Source organism: Sphingobacterium alkalisoli (assembly GCF_005049105.1).
Lineage (GTDB): Bacteria > Bacteroidota > Bacteroidia > Sphingobacteriales > Sphingobacteriaceae > Sphingobacterium > Sphingobacterium alkalisoli.
This window is the reverse complement of sequence record NZ_SUKA01000002.1, coordinates 410,527-432,260: the sequence shown is the minus strand read 5'-3', so window position 1 is coordinate 432,260 and position 21,734 is coordinate 410,527. Positions and strand designations below refer to the sequence as shown.

Below are 21,734 nucleotides of genomic sequence, written 5' to 3'. Positions count from 1 at the left end.
TTTTCTATAAAATAATTAGTGTTGCTTGATCGCTTCTGCCTGTAAAGCACTAGCTATATAAACTGTTGCCAGAATACTAAAAATGTAGGCCTGTACCATCCCCGTTAGTAAGCCCAGTACATTCATAATAACGGGAAATAAAAACGGTGCAATAGTGAGCAAAATTGCGACAATCATTCCGCCGCTCATTACATTACCAAATAACCTTACTGCCAATGCCAGCGTACGGGTAATTTCGCTGATGAGGTTAAAGGGAAGCATAATCCATGTGGGCTGCAGATAAGTTTTGAGATAGCCACCAATACCTGCCTTTTCAATACCATAGAATGGAACGGCCAGCAATACCGAAATGGACAATGCTGCCGTGGTAGAAAGTGACGCAGTCGGTGGCGTAAATCCCGGAAAAATAATGCACAGGTTAGCAAAAGCTATGAAAAGGAACAAGCTTCCTATAAAGCCAATATATTTTTCCGGCTTATTTAAACCAACCTCCTTAATTTGACTGTTGATGGTAGTTACAATTATTTCTACAACACATTGCCATCGGGAAATCTGTATCCCACTCGTAAGTTTACTGGTAATTGATTTTGCGCCAATCACCAGTATCAGCATTAATGCCCAAGTGGTAACAAGGGTTAGATTTATCGTAACAAAGTCATTCTGCCAAAAAATCGTATCGTCAGGGCTAAATTTCATGATTACCCTCCTTTCGTTGGATATCTGATTGTTTTGCCCTAACAAAATTCGTTATCAAAACGCGGGCGATCATCAGACCCGCAAAAGCGACAAACATTCGCTGCCAACTTTCAGCACCAATAAAATAAAAGCCAACTAGAACAATTACCATCCTGCTCATAAAACTACCCAAAGCCAACAACCCAGGTCTTTTAGATTTACTGGTTTTATTGACCGTAAGCCATAGGCCACCGAAGAACAGCACCCCAAGTAAAAAACCGGCTACCAATGTCCATATTATAATAAAAAGTTCATTCATCATCTTTTATTTCTTTGTCATGATCTCTACCTATTTCCCGCTCTTCTTTATCTACCCAATACCATGCAATTACACTCCCGAAAATCAAACCTGCAAATAACAACGTTAATGTCCATGAAAAAGATTGAGGCACCCTTTTGTCCAACCATAGACCTCCCAATGTACCCAATAAAGCGGGAACCACCACCGACCATCCCACCATGCCCATCATGCCCAAACCAGACCAAATATTACCCTTACTTCGAAGCGCTTTCAGCTTTCTTTTTTCTTTATCGGCCACCAGTTTGCTAAAGGGGTCACGTATTTTGTTATCCACATCCTGTTCCATTTTAGTGCTCTTGGAATCTTAGCAATCGCAGCATAAAACTGCTTTCCATTTTTGCCATTACCTGCTTCACATTCTTTTCATTTTCGCTGAGTAACTTAAATTCTTGATCAACGGCTTCGTGTAATTTCCCTAAGTGCGCTCCGCCTATCGCATTTCTCACGGATACCACAACAATCTCACCTGTTTTAACCATTACACCTTGGTCTATGGCTATATAGACGACATCTGCATCTGTAGTCTCGTAACTAAGGATTCCTGGAACAAGAGCCGCGGTGCAATCCAGCCTTTGTGGCAAAAAACCATATTGACCAGTAGCCGTTTCCGCAACAATTCGCTTCACATGTGTTATTGCTGCAAATATGCGTGACGGCAGTAATATTTTAAGTTGCATCGTTTTTTCCATTAGATCTATATTTTCCTTCAATCCACATTTCACAACCAGCTTTTTTTACTGGCGTCACCATATTAAGCGCATGATGGTCTAAATATTATTTACCGCTACTCTTTCAGCTTCATCTACAGTACCTATCATATAAAAGGCACTTTCCGGCACACCCTTGAATTCGTCTGCAAGAATTCGTTCGCATCCATTCAAGGCATCATCCAAACTGACAAGCTTTCCTTGAATATCACTGAACTGTTCAGTCGTAAAAAATGGCTGGGTAAAAAACCGCTCCAACTGCCTTGCACGGTTAACCAGATCACGGTCTTCGATAGACAATTGTTCCAGTCCAAGCATAGCAATGATATCTTTCAGTTCCTGGTATTTAGCGAGTGTTTGCCTAATCTCTTGGGCAAGGTTGTAGTGCCTCAAGCCAATGGTAGCAGGTGTAGCCATTTTGGAATTGGATTGCAACAAATCGATAGCAGGATACAGTCCTTCTCCAGCTTTTTTACGTGACAGGACAATTGAAGCAGACAGATGTGAAAACGTATGTACTGCCGCAGGATCCGTTAGATCATCGGCGGGAACATATACTGCCTGTATCGAGGTAATGGCTCCCGTATCGGTATTGGCAATACGTTCTTCCAATTTTGAAAGATCAGTTCCCATGGTGGGCTGATAGCCCAACCTTGATGGCATTTGCCCCAGTAGACCACTAACTTCCATTCCAGCCTGTATAAACCTAAAAATATTGTCAATCAGTAGCAATACATCACGTTGCTCATCATCCCTAAAATATTCCGCCATTGTTAAAGCAGCATGACCAACCCGAAACCTTGCACCTGGAGGTTCATTCATCTGTGCAAACAACATCACCATATCATCGAGTACACCCGCTGCCTTCATTTCATGATACAATTCCTGACCTTCACGGCTACGTTCGCCTATGCCACAGAACATGCTCACTCCTTTGCGCTGTCCTACCATATTGTGTATCATTTCGGTCAGCAGCACGGTTTTACCTACTCCTGCTCCCCCAAACAATCCAGCCTTCCCTCCACGCTCCAAGGGCATCAGAACATCTATGGCTTTGATCCCGGTAATAAACACTTCGGATTTGGCATTACGTTTTATCAATGGAGGGGGGAGTTGGTGTATAGTACGTCGTTCTATTCTTTTTAGCGGTTCGCCCTTATCGATTGTGTTCCCAAAAACGTCAAACATTCGTCCCAATATTTCCCCGCCCACTGGAACAGTCAATTCCTTCCCTTTACTTTCCACTAACATACCCCTTGACAACCCCTGGGTCGGTGTCAGTGCAATTCCACGAACTCTTTTTAAATCAAGCTGAATCAACACCTCAATAAGAACATTCTTTTCCTGACCGGTGTGCAACACCGTATACACCGATGGCAAATCGTCCTCAAACAATATATCCACCACACTTCCTCTTATAGAAACTATTTTTCCAAAATTGCTGCTTGCTTCTTTATCCATCCAACTCTTATTCTATCATCAAGGCTGGTAACGCGAATTCCATTTTTGCGCACCTATGTCAATCAAAGATCGGGAATGTAAGAGGCGTATGGGTTACACAACTGCACAAAAAACTTACATAATTCACACATTATTAGAGTGATGCTAATTGATAAGACCGTACCACATAATTTCACAAAAGAGATGGATGGTCAATTATTTTTACAAATCCTCGAGGGCGATAAGCCTCTTGTGCTTCATTTTTCTAAAAAAAGAAGGCGTAAGTCCTGTTATTTTTTTAAACTGGTTTGAAAGGTGTGCGACATTGCTGTAGTGAAGTAGGTCTGCAATTTCGGTTAAAGTAAGTTCGTTATAAAGTAGTAACTCTTTTGCACGTTCAATTTTGTGCGAAATAATATAATGCTCTATTGTGATACCCTTTACCTCGGAGAATAAGTTGGCTAGATAAGTATAATCATAATTCAGCCTATTCGTCAAGTAATTTGAAAAATTCGTTCTGGGAACCTCTTTATCATAATGGATCATCTGGACAATAATATTTTTCACTTTCTCTATCAATATAGTTTTCTTATCATCCATCAGCTCGAGTCCGAAGGATAATAGAGCTTCCCGCAGTTGTCGACGCTTCGGCAGAGTCAATTCTTCTTTAATCTCAACCTCTCCCAGTTCAACGATGAGACAATGCAATTTTAGTTTCTCTAGTTCAGACTTAACGACCATCTTACATCGAAGACTCACCATATGTTTGATAAAAAGCTTCATTAAAATATTGTTTTAACTAGTAGAGAAAGCTAAAAGTTAGATGAAATATATAAAAAGAGTGGCCCAGACATAGACAACCCCCTAGTTTTTTATTTTTAAAAGCCCTTCAAGATCAAGTATCGTAATAATTACGCCCTTACGGTCAATCAATTTTTCGTCTCTAAAGTCAGACAAGGTTCTGCTAACGGTCTCTGTCGCCATACAGGACATAGCTGCTAAATCGTCTCTTGCAATTGAAAGCAGTTCATTTTTAACAGTTTGTTGACGGTACAAGCGAAGAATAGCACTGGCCATTTTTTTTCTTACCGAATTGTATGCCAGTTGAAGAAGTTGTTCTTCCTTTTCTCTATTGTCATTTGAAAGCAGATGAATAAATTTTCTGGCAACCTCGGGGTATAAACCAAGTATATTTTCCATTTCCTCAACCGGAATAATACAAATTTTGCTATCCTCCATAGCCGTTGCCGTATCACGATAAGGTGTATTACTGAAAAAGGTGTTTATCCCAATATAGTCGCCCTCTACATACATACCTGTCATCAATTCACGTCCATCCTCCGACAATTTGATTGTTTTCACCCTACCCTCTATAACCAGATACAAACCACGCCCCAAGTCCGATTCGTAATAAATAACCTGATTTTTCTTAAACTCACGATTTTTATGTCCGTTTATGAGTTGAGCAAATTCAGTCAGTCCATCTGTTTTAGAGAGGAGCTTCTTAAATTCATTGTTTTTTTGTTGAATTTCGTAATAAGCTTTTTTTCTAAGGCGAACATCAATAGCATTGAGCAATTCCATATCGTCAAATGGTTTAGTCAAATAGTCGTCAGCTCCCATTTCCATTCCTTTTCGCAAATCGGCGTGATCTGCTTTTGCTGAAAGAAAAATAAAGGGAGTGGTAGAGGTTTCCACATATTTATTTAGCATGTGCAATACACCATAGCCGTCTAGCCCAGGCATCATAATATCACACAAGATAATATCCGGACGGTGTCTCAAGGCCATTTCGATACCAAGTTTTCCATTGTCGGCTTCGAAAACTTTATAGTTGGCCATTTCGAGCATCTCTATTATGCTTATCCTAACCGGATCGTGATCTTCGATGACCAATACTTTAGCTTTAAGCACAATAGCCTCTTCCATAAATTATTGATTTTAAGATTGTTTAACCTATCCCTTAAAAATAACAATCTAAAACCTATCTTTGTTTCAATAATACTGATCTATTATCGGCAATTAATGACCACGGTCATCAATCGCTTGTGTTATCATCATTTCTTACCGCCTACGAATTACGTATATTTACTAATGAACAAATTTCAAAACCACCTTCTAATTCCCCAACTCATGAAAAAAATAGCTTCTAACTGTATTGGGCTATGAATCAGCCAAAACATATAATCGCGATTGGCGCGTCCGCAGGTGGCTTGGTTGAACTCAATTCATTTTTTGATCATACGCCATTAGATGGTGTGTCTTACGTCATTGTCCAACACCTTTCCGCTTCCTTTAAAAGCAGCATGGTGGAATTGTTGGCTAAACATAGTAAGCTATCCGTAATAGAAGCTACCGAGGGTAAGTTTGTGGAGTGCAATAAAGTTTACCTTATTCCACACGATAAATACATGACTATTCAAGCGAATAGGTTGCATCTAACGGACAAGGGAGGAGCAGAAGGACCGCATCTAACGATCAATATATTTTTTAATTCGTTAGCAACAGATTGGGGTGGTAAAGCAATAGGTGTTATTCTTTCGGGTTTAGGTAAAGATGGCTCTGCGGGTCTCGTGGCGATCAAAGAGGCAGGTGGAATGGTGATTGCCCGCAATCCCGAAACGTCTGAGTTTCCCAGCATGCCATCCAGTGCTATAGCTACCGGATTGGTAGATCTCATATTAGAACCTGCTGCGATGCCGGGCGCGATTGAAGATTATGTAGAATCTGAGGGGCGTTTACAAATTGAAACCGATAAAGAAGCTTTAAGTCTTAAAGCTATCGTCGAATTAATCAGTGAGCAGTCCCCACTTGATTTTTCCGATTATAAACACGCTACGATATTGAGGCGTACCAAACGGCGAGCAGCCTACCATGATTTTAGTAGCCTAGAAAAGTATCTTGAATTTTTAAAGATCTCCCCCACGGAAATCGAAGCGCTGTCCAAAGAATTCATGATCAGTGTGACGTCATTCTTTAGAGACAAGGAAGCTTTTGACTATATCGGGCACAATATTGTGCCCAGTATGCTAAAAAAACTCGCACCCAAAGAAGAACTAAAAATTTGGGTAGCGGGTTGTGCCACAGGAGAAGAGGTGTATTCTTTGGCCATCCTTATTGCCGAACAATTGATAGGAGATCTGGAACATATTGTTGTGAAAATATTTGCCACCGATATTGACAATACTGCTTTGATTCATGCTGGTAAGGGTATTTATACCCAGGATATTGCAAATGATATGTCTGCCGAAAGATTGCAGAAGTATTTTATAAAGGAAGGCCATCATTATAGAATTAAGCCTAGCATTCGTAAAATGGCAATCTTTGCCCAACATGATCTCGTTAAAAATCCCCCCTATTGCAATATGCATTTTATCAGTTGTCGTAATTTACTGATTTATATGACACCTGTATTGCAAAAAAAGATCTTTAGTATGTTGCTTTTTGGACTCAAAATGGATGGTTACTTGTTTCTGGGTTCAAGTGAGAATCCCATGCCCATCATAGAGAATCTAGCGGTAGCCAATAAACAATATAAGTTATACAAGAATATCAAATCAAAGAAAACTGTCAGCTTTGATGCTTTTTCTATGCCAGATTCCATAGAGGTTAGAAACAGGTCTCATTATATCAGTAATGAACGAGTTGTAAATGATTCGCTCTCATCGCTTGGCGAACTAATGCATACCAAACTTGCTTATGAAAAGGACTATTTAGTGATATGTGTCGATGAACACAAGGAAGTGGTAAAGTCTTATGGAGATACGAGCAAATATTTACTACCAAAGCACTTTACATCAAATTTGGAGGAGCTATTGCCTAGAAAATTAGCGATCGCGTTCAGTACGCTGAGTAATACTGTATTGAAGACAAATGAAATAGCGCATTTAAAGGGTATAAAGATCCATATGGCTGGTTCGTTGGTCAACGTAAACCTGGCAATAAGTCCGCTAGTAGCTAAAAACGGCCAACAGAAGTTATTAATGGTAACCTTTACAGCACAGGAACAGCTTGAAGCTTCGCCAGAAGAAATTATGGCTTTTGATGATACTATCTTTCGTGATCAGTATACGGTTAATCTGGAACAGGAATTACGGGACATAAAAGAGAAACTCAGCTCTGCTTACGAACAACTGGATTCTTCCAATGAAAATGTGCAGTCATTTAATGAAGAAATGATTTCTGCCAATGAAGAAATGCAAAGTACCAATGAAGAAATGCAGTCCGTAAACGAAGAATTGGACACCATTAATTCGGAGTATCAATTAAAAAACAAGGAGTTGCTGAATATCAATGATGATCTAAATAATTATTTCCGGAGTAATATCAATGGGCAGTTATTTATAAATGATGATCTGCTCCTGATGAAATTTTCTCCAGGTACAGTAAAACAGATTAATTTGTTAGAATCCGATATTGGCAGGCCACTAAGTAACATCACCACCAATATAAAATTTGAAACCCTTATAGAGGATGTTAAAAATGTCCTGAGCAACGGTGAGGTGATTTCCAAGGAAATTGAAACCAATAACGGAAAATGGTATCAAGTGATGACCATGCCCTATGTTCGGCAGTCGGATGAAAAGAATAGCGGTGCCATTATTACCTTTAATGACATTACCGCACTGAAGACTGCGCAGTTGGCATTGGACATCAGTAGCAAAATGCTTGGTATGAGTATAGATTCTGCCGAACTAGGCACATTTTCCATTCATGCTAAAACACGGGAGTTCCAGACTTCATTCCACTTTAAGGCGATATTCGGATTTCATGCAGAGCAGGCACTTAATTATGAAGACTTCGTTGAATGTATTGACAAAGCGTACAGGGAAAAACTGATTGAAATTATTGAAAAAAGTATTAGCAGGGGTGACAAATGTGATTTGGAATTTCCCTTTCTAAAGTTTAACAATAAACAGCTGCGTTGGGCTAGGATAATAGGAAACATTTCGTATAACAGCGAGAAAATTCCGATGTATTTTACAGGAATTATAAATGATATTACCACTCGTAAACAGGATGAACTTCGAAAAAATGACTTCATCGCAATGGTGAGCCATGACTTAAGATCTCCGCTTACCACTATCCAGGCTTACATACAATTAGTTACGCAGCGACTAAAAAAGGTAGACGAGCCTCTCGTTATGCCTTATCTATCCAAGGTGAGTCTTCTAATGAAGCGGATGAACAGTATGATCAATGGCTTTCTAACAATTACGAGTTTTGAAAATGGAAAAATTCATCTCGATCGAACAGCTTTTCAGATGAACAGTTTAATTGACGACGTTATAGAAGAAACTATCGTGGTAAATAAATCGATTGATATCATCTTCAATCATGGACCGGACTTAATCATCGATGCGGATCGTGATAAAATTGCACAGGTCTTAAACAACTTTTTAAGCAATGCGATCAAATACTCTCCTCAACAGAAAGTTATTGAAATTTCAATGGTAGAGCACGACGGAATGGCGCAAGTTTGCGTAAAAGACAAAGGAGTAGGTATCAGCACAGAGAACCTGAAAAGGCTATTCGACCGCTATTTTAGAGTAGGAAACAGCAAAGCAAAATTTGTTTCAGGTTTTGGATTAGGGCTATATCTGTCTGCTGAAATTATTAAAGTACACTCTGGAAAGGTATGGGTAGAAAGTGAAATTAATAAAGGTTCCTCATTTTTCTTTAGTCTACCTCTTCTTACAAGCGAAGAAAACTCAAAAAAATAACACCTTGGTCGTGGTTTCAACACGCTCTATCAGCTTATCACCTCCTCGCTGATTAGAATCATCAAGCACCTTGATTTGCATCATGGTGATTTGACCAAAACCTTTGCATTTTTGTCGTGCATTAATACCACAAAATTATAAAGCACACTAATGTGAAAGACATAAATCTGTTGCTTATCATCATCCTTTTTGGAGGTTTACTTTCTGCGCAGGGACAGCAAAAGGATCAAACCGGGTTGGTTGATACCCTAAAAAACTATTCGGCCTACAAAAGAAAACTAACATTTGCAGGTGTACTGCAAACCAGATATGTAGTTGCTTTAGATAAAGATGTAGATGTTAACGGAAAGAATTTTGATGCAGGTACGTCTACGGGTATATCCAATACTTTTTTAGTTAAAAGAGCAAGAATAATGGTAAAAGGAGATATTAACGATCGCTTCTCTGCAAATATTCTGGCCAATTTAGCCGATTTCAGTAACAATCCAACCAACAAGGTACTTGAAAATGCATACATCAAATATTCGCTTAACAAATATTTCCATATTCAAGCCGGGCAGTTCCGTCCCTTTTTCGGCATCGAAGATGCGATTGCCGTTGACATCATCCGTACATTGGATTTTTCTAACCAATATTATGCTTTTGGAAAAAATGGTTGGCAGAGCTTTCAAATCGGACTATCTGCTTTTGGGAATGTGATACCTAGCGGAAAACTTCGCTATTTTGCCGGAGCTTACAATGGAAACAATAAGAACCAGACTTCAGATGACAATAATACCAAAAACCTGTATGCCCGACTGGAAGGCGATTTTCTTAAAAGCCTTACCCTTGGCGTCAATGTAGGATCAGGGAGTGTGGCGGCAAGCAGCACAGGTAAGGCCTACGGTGCAGATGTGACGACAAAGATCCCTTTATTACATAAACTGGATCTATTGGTCATGGCCGAATACAAAATGGGATCGAATTTTCTGGCCTATAATGCCGATGAGCAACTTGCACGGCCCGATATAGGCGAATATCAGATGCAGGGATTTTACTTCTTCCCAACACTGCGCTATAACCACCAAAGCAGAAGATTACGCGCATTAGAGTTCTCCTGCCGGTATGAGTATTTCGATGAGAACTATAAGCTTTCGAGTAATCCACGTAAGACTTTAATTCCCAATATATCGCTAATCTTTGCAGATGATTTTTATGCTGCCCTGCAGATCGGTGTAGCGATAGACCGTTTTAAAACCCAAGAGCCTTTAAGCACCCTTTACGACCGCAACCTGGGCTACGTACAGTTACAAATACGGTTTTAATCAAATAGTATGAAAGAGATAAACTTTAAATCGCTTATTATCACCCTCGTCGTTGGGGTGGCCATCTGGATTTCTCCTGTACCCGAGGGTGTAAAGTCTAATGCTTGGCACTTGTTGGCCATCTTTGTGGCGACCATCGTTGGTATCATTTCCAAAGCAGCAACAATGGGTACAATGGCCGTTATTGGCATCACCTTATGCGCTGCTACACAAGTACTTGCTCCAGGTGATCCGGTTAAATCCATTCAAAACGCATTAAGCGGTTTTGGGAACTCCACCATTTGGTTAATTGGCCTGGCCTTTTTCATCGCCAGGGGGTTCATCAAAACAGGCCTTGGAACAAGAATTGCCTATAGCTTTATCAGAATTTTTGGTAAAAGCCCGCTTGGCTTAGCTTACGGGCTGAATACTGCCGATCTTATTTTAGCCCCTGCAATACCTAGTAATACGGCAAGGGCTGGCGGTGTCATCTTTCCGATCATGAAATCCATCGCCATGAACATGGGCTCCGTACCTGAAAAGGCAGAAACCCACCGGAAAATTGGTGCCTTTCTGACCTTAAGCAGTTATAACGCAAATATGATTACTTCGGTCATGTTTTTAACTGCTACTGCGAGTAATCCCATGGCGCAGAAATTTGCACGGGATCTAGGCGTCACGATCACCTGGGGGAGTTGGGCAATTGCCGCACTCGTTCCCGGTCTTGTTTGCTTTTTATTGGTTCCAATATTCCTGTACAAGGTGTTTCCACCCGAGCTTAAGGAAACAAAAGAAGCGCCTGCAATTGCAGCCAAACAACTAAAGGAAATGGGACCGATGACCATCAAAGAATGGCTGATGGTGGCAACATTTTTTATTCTGCTCGTACTTTGGATATTTGGAAATCTTTTTGCCATTGACGCCACCACCGGCGCATTGATCGGACTTTGTATCCTGCTGTTATGCGGTGTACTCACTTGGGAGGACGTAAAATCTGAAAAAGGTGCATGGGATACCATTGTTTGGTTCTCTTCACTGGTCATGATGGGGTCGTTTTTAAACTCACTAGGCTTTATCGGATGGTTCGGTCAATTAGTAGGTGGCCAAATGGCACATTTGAGCTGGCAACTAGCCTTTCCGGTCATCATTTTAGTATATTCTTATTGCCATTACATGTTTGCCAGTGCAACAGCACAGGTTGCAGCCATGTATTCCGTATTTTTGGCCGTAGGTATCGCTGTTGGCGTCCCCGGCACTATGCTTGCCATTTTTCTTGGAGCCTGCGCGTCATTAATGGGATCGCTCACCCATTACGGGCATGGGCCTGCACCCATATTTTTCGGAAGCACTTATGTCGATCTCAAAGATTGGTGGAAACAGGGATTTTTGATGAGTGTACTTTTTTTAACTGTCTGGTTTCTAGTCGGTGGTTTATGGTGGAAGGCCATCGGATTGTGGTAGAGAAAATATGAAACAAACTACTTTAACTTCGAAATTGATTATGGCGGCAACAGGGCTATTCCTGTGCCTCTTTTTGGTGATCCATTTGCTGGGAAATCTGCAGCTGTTATTGCCAGAAAGCGAAGCCAGGGAACAGTTTAATCAGTACTCCCGTCTCCTATCCCAAAATATATTGATTAAAATTATATCTTATGTTCTTTATCTTTCGCTGATCGGGCATGCTGTTTACGCACTCCTTATTACCCGAAAAAACAACAAAGCAAACGGCACCAAGTATATTTACGATAAGCGAAGTGAGGTAAGTTCATGGAGTAGCCGTAATATGGGTATACTGGGAACCATTATTCTGATCTTCCTCATCATCCACTTTAAAGATTACTGGTACATTTATAAGTTTGGGAGCCTGCCACAAGATGCAAATGGAAATAAGGATCTATATTCAATTGTCATTCGCTCCTTTCAGCAAGAATGGTATATTATTCTTTATGAGATTTGCTTTATAGCGCTTGGATTTCATCTACTACATGGCTTTTTTAGCGCGGCACGAACACTCGGTCTTTATCATCCCAAATACGCGCTGTTGGTTCGAATCTTCGGATGGGTTTATTCGATATTGATCACTGCGGGCTTTATGCTGATTCCTCTTTACATTTATTTTAATCTAAATTCATGATGATAGACGCTAAAATTCCGACTGGTGATCTCGCCGATAAATGGAGCAACTATAAAGATAACGCTAAACTTATCAACCCTGCCAATCGAAAGAAGCTCGATATTATCGTTGTCGGAACAGGGCTTGCAGGTTCTTCGTGTGCAGCCACACTGGCAGAACAGGGATACAACGTACTATCTTTTTGCTTCCAGGATTCTGCGCGCAGGGCTCACTCGGTAGCGGCACAAGGCGGGGTTAACGCCGCCAAGAATTATAAAAATGATGGAGACAGCGTTTACCGCATGTTTTATGATACGATAAAGGGAGGCGATTTCCGATCTCGCGAGGCCAACGTTTATCGTCTGGCAGAATGCTCCTTGGCACTCATAGATCAAGCTGTTGCACAGGGCGTTCCCTTCGCAAGAGAGTACGCTGGATATTTGGCTAACCGTTCTTTTGGGGGCGTACAAGTATCTCGTACGTTCTATGCGCGAGGTCAAACCGGACAACAGCTAATGATCGGAGCCTATCAAGCTTTAATGAGGCAGGTGTCATTAGGTAAAGTCAAAATGTATACCCGCCACGAAATGCTTGATTTAGTTGTGGTAGAGGGGAAAGCACGAGGGATCATTACCCGAAATCTCGAAACGGGCGAACTAGAAAGCTACGCAGCCAATGCAGTCGTGTTGGCGACCGGCGGCTATGGAAAGGTTTACTACCTATCTACCCTCGCCATGGGTTGTAATACTTCAGCTATTTGGAGGGCTCACAAAAAAGGTGCTTTTATGTCGGGCGTAAGCTGGATCCAGTTTCATCCAACCTGTCTACCACAGATCGGAGAAACCCAATCCAAACTTACGCTGATGTCCGAATCACTTCGTAACGATGGAAGGATCTGGGTGCCGAAAAAAATGGGAGATGAAAGAGTCTTAAATGACATTCCCGAAGACGAACGCGATTATTATTTAGAACGACGTTATCCTGCTTTTGGCAACCTTTCACCGCGTGACATCTCTTCAAGGGCAGCAAAGGAGAGAATTGATGCCGGCTGTGGTATCGGCCCTATGAAAAATGCCGTATGTCTAGATTTTTCAAAAGCAATTAAAGAGCAAGGCAGAGATAAAATCGAGGAAAAGTATGGCAACCTCTTCCGTATGTACGAGAAGATCAACGGAGTTGATGCCTACAAGGAGCCCATGCTGATTTCGCCGGCTGCTCATTTTACTATGGGGGGCCTTTGGGTAGATTATGAACTGATGACAACTATTCCTGGGCTTTTTGCATTGGGTGAAGCCAACTTTTCGGATCATGGAGCTAACAGGCTTGGCGCAAATTCTTTACTACAGTCTTGCGTGGATGGTTATTTCATTGCACCGTATACTATTCCGAATTATCTTTCAGAAAACCTAAAAAGCGAAAAAATAACGACCGACCATCCCGCTTTTATAGAGGCCACAAATAATGTTAAAGAAAAACTGAATAAACTCTTAAGTTCTTCTGGACATCTATCTGCCGATCATTTCCATAAAACATTGGGTAAGTTGCTTTATGATAAATGCGGACTTTCCAGATCTAAGGCGAGCTTAGAACAGGCCATCCTAGAGATAAGGGCATTAAAAGAATCTTTTGATAACGAACTCAACATAACTGGTGACTACCAAGTAAATTCCGAGCTTGAAAAAGCGGGACGGGTTTCAGATTTCCTAGAACTTGGTGAGCTGATGTGTTATGATGCGCTACAGAGGGAAGAATCCTGTGGCGCACATTTCCGGGAAGAATACCAAACTCCTGACGGTGAAGCAATCCGTAATGACGACGATTTCTGTTATGTATCTGCCTGGAAGTGGAAAGGCGAAAGCGAACAGCCCGAACTACATAAGGAAAACTTGATTTTTGAAACGGTTAAACTTGCAGTTAGAAGTTATAAATAATTACTTATCTAAAGACAATTTTATGAAATTATATCTAAAAATCTGGCGTCAGGAGCACAGGAAAGTGAAAGGAAATATGGTTAGCTACGAGGTCGATGGTATTTCAGTGCATATGTCCTTTCTAGAAATGCTGGATCTATTGAACGAACGGCTCCTCCGGCAGGGAGAGCGGGTTATAGAGTTTGACCATGATTGCCGAGAGGGAATCTGTGGAACCTGTGGGATGATGATCAATGGCCGTGCGCATGGTCCGCTTAGTGGAACAACTACTTGTCAGCTGCACATGAGAAGCTTTAAAGATGGACAAACGGTCTACATAGAACCTTTCCGTGGAGCAGCTTTCCCAATTTTAAGAGACCTGAAAATAGACCGTTCTGCATTTGATCACATTATCCAAGCGGGTGGGTACATCTCCGTCTCTACCGGACAGGCTCCCGAATCTAACAGTATCCCTATTGCCCACGAAGTAACTGAAGCTGCTTTTGATGCTGCAGCCTGCATTGGCTGTGGAGCCTGCGTAGCGGTTTGCAAAAATTCAAGCGCTGCACTCTTTACTTCGGCGAAAATATCTCATTTGGCACTACTGCCTCAAGGCAAAATTGAATCGGCCGAAAGAGTGATACAAATGGTTAATCAAATGGATAAGGAAGGTTTTGGACACTGCTCCAACACAGAGGCCTGCGAGGTGGAATGCCCTCAACAGATATCCGTACTACATATTGCTAGAATGAACTATCAATATAACAAAGCGCTGATTTTAATCGATCGGAACGCTAAAAGTTAATAACTCAGTAATGAGTGCACTTATACTAACAGATGCACAAGCGATCTGTTCGTCTGCTGCTCCGTAGTAAATGTAAAGCGTATCTGCAAACAATGCATGTCCTGATGGAAAACAGACATTATTTACCTCACCAGCTAGCTCCCATTCTGCTTCTGGCTTAAACAGTGGATAGGGTAAACTGTTCGCACAGCAGTTATACACAAGAGCGTACGACTAATCCGGCAGCACGGGCTGCGCGATTCTTCTTTGCACGGGGGAACTCAACGCCTGTAAAAAAGCAATGACCGCATCTACTTCATCTTTTGACAAATTGAGCTTTTTCAACAAAGGCGAATGGATGGGTCTGGTGTTCTCATCCACTTGTACGCGACGTTGTATAGGCGCCGGATTTCCCAAGTTGTACAATTCCACCACATCGCGCAAGGTCGGAAAATTGCCGTGATGCATCCAAGGTCCTGTCAGCGCGACCTCCCTAAGTGAAGGCGTACGAAACGCACCGATATCAACTTGCTTGCCTGATAGGTGATAATGTCCAAAATCTTCCTGACGTGTACCATACAACGTCTGCCCGTCATTATGAAACTTGTTGTCAGAGAATAGCGGTGTGTTGTGGCAATTGATACATCTAGCCTTTGTACGAAAGAGATGCAGCCCCAGCAACTCGGTATCATTAAGCGCTTTTTCGTTACCACTAATAAATCGATCAAATTTACTTGGGTAACTCTTGATACCCCGTTCGAATGTCGCTATGGCATATTGAATACGCTGGGCTGTAACTTCCTCCGTTCCGAATGCCGCGCTAAAGTAGGGCTTATACCCATCGATTTCCTGTATATGCCGTACCATGGTCGACAAGTCGGTATGCATCTCTACTGTATCCTGCACGGGTAATATCGCTTGATCCTCCAGCGTCGCGGCGCGCCCATCCCACATAAACGACGTGTAGTATCCGACATTGTACAAAGTCATCGCATTGCGTTTTCCGACACGCCTACCGTGTCCGTGGGCCAGACTTTTACCGTCGCCAAATCCTAATTGTGCATCATGGCAATTAGAGCAGGAAATCTGCTTCGATGCCGACATACGGGCATCAAAAAACAACAATTTACCTAAGGTTTCCTTTTCCTTGGAATAAGGGTTATACGCCGGATATTGAACCTTGGGCAACACACCGATATCGGCAAAACCAGACCTCACCTGATCATCGATGTGCGGCTTGGGCCACTTGGAAACATCTCCCGAAGCATATAACTTCCGTAATAGCACAATATCAAGCACTTCCTCTTGCTGTATAAAACTTACCAGCAAGAGAAAACTACCTAGCACAAGAAAAACAAACGTTTTCTTCATCAATGCAGTACTTAGAAGGTGATCGCCGTTTTACTAATTTTATACTTACGCGTTACCTTTGCGGATCCGCCGATAGCTGTTTCATCGAAATGTACATTTAAGTCGATAATACCAGTCTCTAAGTCGTACGTACCTTCACCACTGATACCTATTTCGAAAAATTCTACCAGTCCGGCTTTTCGTATCTTCACTTGTTGCGCAAACACCTCAACAGCTCCTTTAGTGTGCATAGTGGGCGCATCAGCCAACTTAGACGATGACTTATTTGGTATAAAGGATAAAAGTTTTTCAACATTAATGCCAGCTGTTTTAATATTGTTGGTTCCGATGTGCTCGGTATACAGTGTCACCATTTGAAAAAGATTGACACCGCTATCCTCTACAGCAAGATTTACAAAGCCTAAATATGCTGGAGAATCTTCCGATACAGCAGAAAAATGTGAAGCAATACGTTTTCCCCAAGACTGTGTTGCCTCGTCAAAACGATACACGAACGGCTGAAAGTAGGCGGTATTCTCGTGGAAATAAGCAATCACCTCTGTTGGTTCGGTATCTTCAACAGGCTCTGGTTCCGGCTCGACAATGGGTTCCACCGTGTCCTTACTACAAGAAGTTATTACTAAGACGAAAAGAGCAAAAATGGTACTTTTAATTTTCATGATGTTGTTTTTACGATATATTAAGATAAATTGTGAATAAACTAGCGATTAGTAACCTTGATTTTGTTCCATATTACCATTCGAATCGACAGATTGTCGCGGGATGGGCAAGACAAACCTATCAGAAGGATAGCTGAGGTTGCAATTATTTCCTTCACAGTCGTTTCGTACGACCGAGAGCCCCCTACGCGTCAAATCAAAGAACCAGATTCCCTCTAAGCAAAGCTCTCTACGTCGTTCGTTCATGATCTCCTCGAGCAGCGCTGTTTTATCGGCATTCGTCCATGCCGATAAAGCTGGATTCCCGCGCAGGCGAATCGTATTTAGATCCGCTAAGGCAGTTTCGTTACGGCCGAGTTCAGCCGCAGATTCTGCACGGATGAGGTACATTTCCGACAAACGAATCAGTTTAACACTGGTGGCAGCCGTACCATAAGTCGGGTATTTAAAAATCCCACCTGAGGCTCGGACGTCGCCAGTCGTAAACATCTCAAGCAAATCCGCTGAAGGCACGAACTGGTAATAGGTATTTGCCGATTCATTGGTATAATAGTTCCCTAACGAATTGCCCGCAAAGGCCGAAGGAACCGCTAGCTCAAAAAGGGTTTCCTTACCTGCAGAAGTGGTCCAGGATGCTATATATTCCATATTACTGTACAACGAAAAATTTTCTACAATCAGGGCTGTGCTGTAATCATAAGCATCCGCCCAATTACCACTATGGAGCGCCACACGCCCTTGCAGTGCTTTAACAGCAGAGCTATTCATATAAATCACCCTGTTTCCAGTAAATACCGACTTACGGTTTGTAAAAAGCTCTTGTGCTCGTTCCAAGTCGGAGGCGATCTGGGTATACACTTGGGCTACAGTAGCCCGCTTTCGCTGTGCATTTCCGATCAATATCGGTTCGGTAGCGATAATAATTCCTGGATGTGAAGCATCCGCAGTATAGCGATAAGGCTGCGCATACAACTGTACCAAATCCAAATGTAGCAACGCGCGCAAGCCGTAGGCCTGCGCCATAATCTCGTTATGCTCGGTTTGTAGACCATCTTCCAACGCCGGCACACGTCCTATAATATTATTGATGTTGTTCAATATTGCATACGCTTCCCTATAGACCACATTCATACTACTGCTATCTGCCTGTGCCGTAAAGCTGTAGATATCAATCAGGGTCTGTCGCAGCGTGTTAAGGGGTTTTACATTTCCACTCACCGCCTCGGGATACACCATCCGTTGCCCATTATAGTAGTTTGAACTCCATAGGCTGGTATACACACCTGTTAGTGCTGCTTTGGCACCCGCCAAATCGGAAAAGAGCACATCGATGGAAACTTTATTCTCAGGCTCCTTTTCCAAAAATTTATCACATCCGGCGAAAAGTATCGGGAGGGCAAACAACCAAACTATTATTTTTTTGTTCATGATCACTTCTTTAAACTTCTAAATACTCATCTGTACGCCAAATGAAAAGTTACGCGTTTCCGGATAGGTGAATCGCAATTCCCGAATACCGTTTCTTCCTTCCGGACTTCTATCCTTATACCAATAGAACAGATTGGTCACATTCAAATTGAAGGAGAGATTCGGGATCTTGTTGCGCTTTGTCCAATCATTGTTTAAGGCATACCCTAGCGACACGTTCGACAATTTAAGATGCGTCAAATCATACAGGTATTGGGAGGAATTTCGTATCGGAATGGCCGTAGTCAATTTCGGGATATCGGTCATATCGCCAAGCTGCTGCCAGCGATCCATCAGATCCACTACTTTGTTAGAATGTGCCAGCGAATTTCCGACTTCAAAGCGGGTGGTCGGCACTAATCTGCTCATACCTATGTTATATTGCAGATTGAATGAAAATAGAAAATTCTGCCAATTAAAGGAGTTTACCATGCCCCCCTGAATCGTCGGCAACGAATTCCCTAATATCTGATAAGCCTCGACGCCCATGGCCCTGATCTGTGCGCGATCTACGATATCGCCCGCTGGCGTATAAAATCTATCCAGACCATCTTCTTGATCAACCCCTGCCCAGCGCACACCCCAGATGGCATTCGTGCTGTGGCCTACACGGAGTGCATTTCCAACATAGTTACCCGTTGTCGATGCATAATCCGCAGCAAGCGGATTATTGAAGGACAGCACTTTATTGCGGTTAAAACCACCGTTAAACATCGTGCGCCAGTTGAAGACCTTATCCTTTACCCAAGCATACGATATGTTAAAGTCCAGTCCGCGATTTCGCATATTTCCCGTATTGATCGGGATCCCAGAAAACCCTGTTTCCAGTGGTACCTCCACACTTGTAATGAGATTATGTATATTATTTTGGTACAGCTCTACCGCGAATTGTAATCGGTCGAATAGCGAAATATCCAGTCCGATGTTCGTCTTGTAATTGGTCTCCCAGCCCAGATCTGGATTCTCCGCCGCTGTCGCCTCAGGGGTGGCACCAATCTCACCACCATAGCTCTCGGTACTGAAGTTGTACATTCCCCGTGAAGCATAGGAACCTATGCGTGAATTGCCCGTACTACCAAAGCTTGCCCGCAGACGTAAAAAATTAATGCTTTCTATGTCACGCATAAAATCCTCACTCGATATATTCCAACCGGCTCCCAACGCAGCATTGATGGCCATCTGTTTATCGCCACCGAAAAGCGAAGACTGATCCGCCCGTCCACTGAGCGTAACATAATATTTCTTTTGCAGGTCGTAATTCATCTGGGTATAGTACGATACCGTTGCATCCGATAGTTTAGACGATGCGGATGCTCGCGTGGCAGCCAAGCTGAGCTCCCTTATCTTATCGTACGAAAAACCTGTCCCTAGGCCGTATAACAAAGCCGTGTATTGGTCACGCAGTTCCATCCCGGCAATGGTCAGGAACCGTTGATTTCCTTTTAACTTAGGACTGTATCCCAGCTGAGCAAAGGAGGTCCAGTTGTAAGTCGAACGATCATAAATCCGTAGGCGTCCTCCAACCGTACTGCCACTCCCATTTTCTTTGGAAAAGTATTGCTCCTGCTTAGACTGGAAAAAATTACCCCCCACAGCTGTGCGCACATACAGTTGCGGCGTGATATCATATTGCAAATCCAGCTGTCCATTGGTTGTAATGGTCTGGCTCTTGTCTTCATTTTGCGCCAGTATCGCCAGGGGATTGTACAAATTCATAAAGGTCGCGAAGCTTCCGTCTGCATTATAGGGCGAAATATTAGGGGGCAGGTAGGCGTTGGCCGAGAAGTTATCCAATCCCTCCCGACGCATCAAGGTGGGTGTGATGGTTGTATTTAGCCTCACTTTATCCGACAGCTTGGTCTGATATTTCAGCGTTGCCGAGTATTGCTGCAAGGCGTTGCCCGGTGTGGCATTTTCCTGATTTCGGTAGCCCATGGACAAGAAATAGTTGCTCCCCTCCCTGCCTCCCGATAGAGAAAAGTTCAAATTGTCGTAGCGGGCATTTCTAAAGGTAAGATCAAACCAATCAGTATCTATTGTACTGCTTCCTGCCAACTGGGTTGCCGCAGCTTCTGTTTTACCATCATTGATGTGAAACTCCTTCAGCAGCTCGTAATACTGGGGGCCTGATAGCAATTTTGTACGGTTGATAAATGTAGATAAGCCAGCCTGGTATGACGCCTGTACCCTTAAGGCACCACTTCGTCCGTTTCGTGTGGTAATGAGGATTACGCCATTTGCCGCATTAGCGCCGTATATCGTAGTAGCTGCAGCATCCTTTAGTACGGTAACGGACTCAATATCCATGGGATTAATGCCGGCCAGCGGATTTAATAACGTCTCCTGATTAAAGACGCCCGCTGCATCCCCACTTTGCTGCTCCTGCATCGGTACCCCGTCAATTACAAATAGGGGCTGTGAAGAGGTCGTCCGTATGTCATTCGTAAGAGACGAAAGCGTTCCCTGCCCACGGATATTGATTTTAACCGGCGTACCTAACGAGGTACTCGGCTCCACATAAAGACCTGGAACCATACCCTCCAACATCTTATCGATACTCTCTATCGGTCTGCTCGTCTGCAGTTCTTTAGCAGATAACGAAAATACACTTCCAACAGTTTCCTCCCTTAATTTCGGACGCTCGTACGTGCTGGCAATAACGACTTCCTCCATATTAACATCCTTTTGCTTCAACAGGATCGGTGGGAAATCGGCACCTATCCTTACGCTGGCACGCTCATATCCGACATAACTTACCGTGAGCATTTCCCCTTTATATTCTGCAGGTACGTCCAACGAAAATATCCCTTCTGCATCTGTTTTGGTCTGTATCCCTTTTTGCCGAAGGTAAAGCGCCGCCCCAGCCAGAGGTTCGTTGGTGACCGAATCCCGTACAATTCCCGAAATTTTCAGGAGCGTTTTCCCCTTTCTTATCAAAATATTACGGCCTGAAACCTCTATATGCAGCACTGCACTAACTTCTAATGCAGATAAAACCTCCCGTAAGTTGCCCGATACAACAAGGTTGATCTTTCTACCTGCATTGATCAATTTTTCATCATAGAGAAAACTATAGCCCGACTGTCTTTCAATATCTTGAAAAATAGTACGAAGCGGCTGATTTTTACTATCGATGCGTATGCGCTGTTGGCCCTGCGTCGTAACATAGCCCATTAAAAGTACAAGGGTTAATAAAAAAGTACATGCATGCTCCGTACATGCACATCGGTATATCTTCATT

18 protein-coding genes are annotated in these 21,734 nt (G+C 42.6%); 6 read left to right on the top strand and 12 right to left on the bottom strand.

Annotated features, from left to right (window positions below; all coding sequences use genetic code 11):
• Positions 1-15 precede the first annotated feature (15 nt).
• The 7 genes from FAZ19_RS07550 to FAZ19_RS07520 form a co-directional block, all read right to left on the bottom strand.
• A complete protein-coding gene (locus tag FAZ19_RS07550) occupies positions 16-696 on the bottom strand; it encodes a F0F1 ATP synthase subunit A (RefSeq protein WP_136820111.1) in 681 nt (226 codons plus the stop codon).
• Positions 686-997: an ATP synthase subunit I gene (locus FAZ19_RS07545; protein ID WP_136820110.1), complete on the bottom strand. Its 312-nt coding sequence runs from the start codon at positions 995-997 to the stop codon at positions 686-688. The genes FAZ19_RS07550 and FAZ19_RS07545 overlap by 11 nt, the downstream gene beginning before the upstream one ends.
• Positions 987-1,310, bottom strand: coding sequence for an AtpZ/AtpI family protein (locus FAZ19_RS07540; RefSeq protein ID WP_229707397.1), 324 nt, complete (start codon positions 1,308-1,310; stop codon positions 987-989). The genes FAZ19_RS07545 and FAZ19_RS07540 overlap by 11 nt, the downstream gene beginning before the upstream one ends.
• A gap of 13 nt (positions 1,311-1,323) precedes the next feature.
• Positions 1,324-1,725, bottom strand: a complete 402-nt coding sequence (locus FAZ19_RS07535; protein WP_244927453.1) for a F0F1 ATP synthase subunit epsilon — start codon at positions 1,723-1,725, stop codon at positions 1,324-1,326.
• 78 nt (positions 1,726-1,803) lie between these two features.
• Complete coding sequence (atpD, locus tag FAZ19_RS07530; protein WP_136820108.1) at positions 1,804-3,204, bottom strand: F0F1 ATP synthase subunit beta; 1,401 nt, start codon at positions 3,202-3,204, stop codon at positions 1,804-1,806.
• Between the two features lie 201 nt (positions 3,205-3,405).
• Positions 3,406-3,966 carry an AraC family transcriptional regulator gene (locus tag FAZ19_RS07525; RefSeq protein ID WP_136820107.1) on the bottom strand — a complete coding sequence of 187 codons (561 nt, stop codon included), beginning with the start codon at positions 3,964-3,966 and terminating at the stop codon, positions 3,406-3,408.
• 81 nt (positions 3,967-4,047) lie between these two features.
• Entirely contained in the window at positions 4,048-5,112 is a 1,065-nt protein-coding gene (locus tag FAZ19_RS07520) for a response regulator (protein ID WP_211245458.1), read from the bottom strand.
• Positions 5,113-5,348: 236 nt separating this feature from the next.
• On the opposite strand from FAZ19_RS07520, the gene FAZ19_RS07515 reads away from it, so the two are divergent.
• From FAZ19_RS07515 to FAZ19_RS07490, 6 genes are all read left to right on the top strand, one after another.
• Positions 5,349-8,906, top strand: a complete 3,558-nt coding sequence (locus FAZ19_RS07515) for a chemotaxis protein CheB (RefSeq protein WP_136820106.1) — start codon at positions 5,349-5,351, stop codon at positions 8,904-8,906.
• Between the two features lie 152 nt (positions 8,907-9,058).
• A complete protein-coding gene (locus FAZ19_RS07510; RefSeq protein WP_169305600.1) occupies positions 9,059-10,210 on the top strand; it encodes a porin in 1,152 nt (383 codons plus the stop codon).
• A 9-nt stretch (positions 10,211-10,219) separates the two neighbouring features.
• Positions 10,220-11,650 (top strand): anion permease, encoded by a 1,431-nt coding sequence (locus FAZ19_RS07505; RefSeq protein ID WP_136820104.1) that lies wholly within the window; start codon positions 10,220-10,222, stop codon positions 11,648-11,650.
• Between the two features lie 7 nt (positions 11,651-11,657).
• Positions 11,658-12,323 carry a succinate dehydrogenase cytochrome b subunit gene (locus FAZ19_RS07500; RefSeq protein ID WP_136820103.1) on the top strand — a complete coding sequence of 222 codons (666 nt, stop codon included), beginning with the start codon at positions 11,658-11,660 and terminating at the stop codon, positions 12,321-12,323.
• A complete protein-coding gene (locus FAZ19_RS07495) occupies positions 12,320-14,233 on the top strand; it encodes a fumarate reductase/succinate dehydrogenase flavoprotein subunit (RefSeq protein ID WP_136820102.1) in 1,914 nt (637 codons plus the stop codon). Before FAZ19_RS07500 ends, FAZ19_RS07495 begins: the two co-directional genes overlap by 4 nt.
• A 22-nt stretch (positions 14,234-14,255) precedes the next feature.
• A complete protein-coding gene (locus FAZ19_RS07490; RefSeq protein ID WP_136820101.1) occupies positions 14,256-15,017 on the top strand; it encodes a succinate dehydrogenase/fumarate reductase iron-sulfur subunit in 762 nt (253 codons plus the stop codon).
• On the opposite strand, the gene FAZ19_RS24445 is transcribed toward FAZ19_RS07490, so the two are convergent.
• Genes FAZ19_RS24445 through FAZ19_RS07465 form a run of 5 tightly spaced genes read right to left on the bottom strand, consistent with a single transcriptional unit; the run spans position 14,991 to position 21,733 of the window.
• A complete protein-coding gene (locus tag FAZ19_RS24445; protein ID WP_136820100.1) occupies positions 14,991-15,218 on the bottom strand; it encodes a glycoside hydrolase family 130 protein in 228 nt (75 codons plus the stop codon). The genes FAZ19_RS07490 and FAZ19_RS24445 overlap by 27 nt on opposite strands.
• 12 nt (positions 15,219-15,230) lie before the next feature.
• A complete protein-coding gene (locus FAZ19_RS07480) occupies positions 15,231-16,367 on the bottom strand; it encodes a cytochrome-c peroxidase (protein WP_136820099.1) in 1,137 nt (378 codons plus the stop codon).
• An 11-nt stretch (positions 16,368-16,378) separates the two neighbouring features.
• On the bottom strand, positions 16,379-17,026 hold the full coding sequence (locus tag FAZ19_RS07475) for a hypothetical protein (protein WP_136820098.1): 648 nt from the start codon (positions 17,024-17,026) through the stop codon (positions 16,379-16,381).
• Between the two features lie 48 nt (positions 17,027-17,074).
• Entirely contained in the window at positions 17,075-18,454 is a 1,380-nt protein-coding gene (locus FAZ19_RS07470) for a RagB/SusD family nutrient uptake outer membrane protein (RefSeq protein WP_136820097.1), read from the bottom strand.
• Positions 18,455-18,472: 18 nt separating this feature from the next.
• Positions 18,473-21,733, bottom strand: a complete 3,261-nt coding sequence (locus FAZ19_RS07465; RefSeq protein ID WP_136820096.1) for a SusC/RagA family TonB-linked outer membrane protein — start codon at positions 21,731-21,733, stop codon at positions 18,473-18,475.
• Position 21,734 lies beyond the last annotated feature (1 nt).

What these genes read in the sequence shown, in the direction of transcription:
- FAZ19_RS07490 (WP_136820101.1), top strand. Translation starts at nt 14,256, where the DNA reads ATGAAATTATATCTAAAAATCTGGCGTCAGGAGCACAGGAAAGTGAAA.
- FAZ19_RS07535 (WP_244927453.1), bottom strand. Translation starts at nt 1,725, where the DNA reads ATGGAAAAAACGATGCAACTTAAAATATTACTGCCGTCACGCATATTT.
- FAZ19_RS07500 (WP_136820103.1), top strand. Translation starts at nt 11,658, where the DNA reads ATGAAACAAACTACTTTAACTTCGAAATTGATTATGGCGGCAACAGGG.
- FAZ19_RS07520 (WP_211245458.1), bottom strand. Translation starts at nt 5,112, where the DNA reads ATGGAAGAGGCTATTGTGCTTAAAGCTAAAGTATTGGTCATCGAAGAT.
- atpD (WP_136820108.1), bottom strand. Translation starts at nt 3,204, where the DNA reads ATGGATAAAGAAGCAAGCAGCAATTTTGGAAAAATAGTTTCTATAAGA.
- FAZ19_RS07480 (WP_136820099.1), bottom strand. Translation starts at nt 16,367, where the DNA reads ATGAAGAAAACGTTTGTTTTTCTTGTGCTAGGTAGTTTTCTCTTGCTG.
- FAZ19_RS07550 (WP_136820111.1), bottom strand. Translation starts at nt 696, where the DNA reads ATGAAATTTAGCCCTGACGATACGATTTTTTGGCAGAATGACTTTGTT.
- FAZ19_RS07470 (WP_136820097.1), bottom strand. Translation starts at nt 18,454, where the DNA reads ATGAACAAAAAAATAATAGTTTGGTTGTTTGCCCTCCCGATACTTTTC.
- FAZ19_RS07465 (WP_136820096.1), bottom strand. Translation starts at nt 21,733, where the DNA reads ATGAAGATATACCGATGTGCATGTACGGAGCATGCATGTACTTTTTTA.
- FAZ19_RS07475 (WP_136820098.1), bottom strand. Translation starts at nt 17,026, where the DNA reads ATGAAAATTAAAAGTACCATTTTTGCTCTTTTCGTCTTAGTAATAACT.
- FAZ19_RS07515 (WP_136820106.1), top strand. Translation starts at nt 5,349, where the DNA reads ATGAATCAGCCAAAACATATAATCGCGATTGGCGCGTCCGCAGGTGGC.
- FAZ19_RS07505 (WP_136820104.1), top strand. Translation starts at nt 10,220, where the DNA reads ATGAAAGAGATAAACTTTAAATCGCTTATTATCACCCTCGTCGTTGGG.
- FAZ19_RS07545 (WP_136820110.1), bottom strand. Translation starts at nt 997, where the DNA reads ATGATGAATGAACTTTTTATTATAATATGGACATTGGTAGCCGGTTTT.
- FAZ19_RS07525 (WP_136820107.1), bottom strand. Translation starts at nt 3,966, where the DNA reads ATGAAGCTTTTTATCAAACATATGGTGAGTCTTCGATGTAAGATGGTC.
- FAZ19_RS07495 (WP_136820102.1), top strand. Translation starts at nt 12,320, where the DNA reads ATGATGATAGACGCTAAAATTCCGACTGGTGATCTCGCCGATAAATGG.